Annotated in this window: 2 protein-coding genes; both read right to left on the reverse strand. The window is 37.8% G+C overall.

What is annotated here, in order from left to right:
- Positions 1–829 (reverse strand): CRISPR-associated endonuclease Cas3'' (locus Q0212_RS02875; protein WP_297921934.1); only part of this gene is annotated, 829 nt, incomplete at its 3' end.
- Between the two features lie 2 nt (positions 830–831).
- Positions 832–1,779 carry a type I-F CRISPR-associated endonuclease Cas1f gene (cas1f, locus tag Q0212_RS02880; protein ID WP_297921938.1) on the reverse strand — a complete coding sequence of 316 codons (948 nt, stop codon included), beginning with the start codon at positions 1,777–1,779 and terminating at the stop codon, positions 832–834.
- Positions 1,780–2,071 lie beyond the last annotated feature (292 nt).

Raw genomic sequence — 2,071 nt, forward strand, 5'->3', positions numbered from 1 at the left:
GCTCTTCCGATCTTGATTGGCTCAATAAACCGTGCGGAAAATTAAAACAGTCTTCTAGGCGTTGTTGATAGTTTTGCTCATTTTTATAACCCCAATTTGCATCAATACAATTTAATAGCTCGGAAATACTGTTAGTTTCTTCGCCGTTCCACCCTGTGTGTTCTTTTTCTCTAGGTAATCTATGATGAGTCACAATCAACCAAGCCACCCATTGAGCAAGTGGCGGTAAATTATCTAAGGGTTTAGCAATATTTTGGCTTGTAAGTGCTTGTAATTGTGCTTCATTCCATGTGTTATTGCTCAGTAAGGATAGCCAAGCGGTATCGTCTTTTTTATCGCCTGATTGCTCAATTAAAGCATTGAGCAATAAACAAGATACCCATTCATGGCGTAATGGGTCGCCTTCTTTGCTACTTTTTTGCAGTTTTTGTTGAAAAAGTAGGGTGGCTTTGCCCCAATCATGTAATAAAGCGGCAACACTCACTAGAGCTTTAATCAGTGGTAGATATGCCCAGTTATTTTCCCATTCATTATGTAAAATGCTTTTCTTTGTGCTATTCACAGGCACAACACCTTCTTTATTAAACTTATTTCTATTTCCTACAATCCACACCAACTCACTACGCAAGCGTGAGCGTTGTCGATGACAAGCAACGGCAGTGTTTTTAGTCACGGTTTTTCTTAATAATTGTTTAACAGCCAGTAAGCCATCTTCGGTAATCACCGTTTGCCACGTGTTATCACCAATACGATTAGCAAAGGCATCCAACACACGGCGGGTACGGTTGATAGCTTTTTTGTCACATTGACTAATAAAGGTGACAATCATGGTTAATCCTTAATGCCTATAGCCGCTTGTTTAACCTGCTCAAACATAAAATCCAACGCCTTATGCTCAGTAAACTTTTGCAAAATTTGCTGTCTAAATTCTTGTTCGGTGGCTTTTTCTTTGGCACAAATAAAAGCGTAGGGCAGTACAATGGCATCTTTAATCAAATCGGCCACATCAAACACCAATGCACCACGCCGCGTTTTACCGTGCATCACCGCAAAGCCATGTGGAATGCCCAACACCCATAACGTCGTTGCAGCCAAACCATAAGCCAAATAATTACCATGATTTAAAAAATCATTGGCCAAATCGCCTTGTTCGGGGTTACGCTCAAAAGCTAATTTGCAACGTGTCGCAGCACTTTTATAAAGCTGTTTGGTGGTTTGTGCCTCAGCCAACAACAAGTCACCTACTTTATCTAGCACAGGAATTTTTTTAGCAAAACCCGATAAAGCGTGTTCAATATCTGCATCATCAACATAAAAACCGTTATCTTTTAAGTCTTTATCTTTGCCCCATACATGACGAATATAATCAATTCGAGCTTGTTGAAAAGTTTTAGCAACCGCTAAACGTTTATCAGCATCAAACCAAAAACTTAACCAGCCTTGTACATATTCCGTAGGACGATATTCACTTTGTGGCGTAAGCCATTCAATTTCTGCGCCTGCAAATAACGGTGTGCCACCGCCACCACAAAAACCGACCAATACACCTGCGCTACACAACATTCGCATAGCTGCTTGCGTAATCGATGTGCCTGTGCCTAATAAAATCACCGTGGTATTGGCAATAGGAATATTCCAGTAGTAATTTTCGTCTTTGCCTTCGGTTAAATACAAAACACGGCCATCTTTTTGCATCACTCGACAATGTTCTAAGTAATACAAATTGGCGCGTTTTGAATGTAAAATGGCTTTTAAAGCGGATGGTGATAAATCGTCCATGATAAATTCCTGATGTAGATTATTTTTTGTAGTCATAAAATATCTCACCATTATATAAATTACAACACATAGTATTATCTGGTTATATAACATAAATTTTAATACCAATAATTAATCGCATAATGTATATTATGTTAAATAATTACTATATAGTAGCATTTTTCTACCATCTATAGCCTTTTATTACCTTAAAATGTACTAAATATAACGTAATGTGTAATTTGTAATATCAGTTATCAGTTATCAGTTATCAGTTATCAGTTATCAGTTATCAGTTATCAGTTATCAGTTA

The organism is uncultured Agitococcus sp. (assembly GCF_937920075.1).
Lineage (GTDB): Bacteria > Pseudomonadota > Gammaproteobacteria > Pseudomonadales > Moraxellaceae > Agitococcus.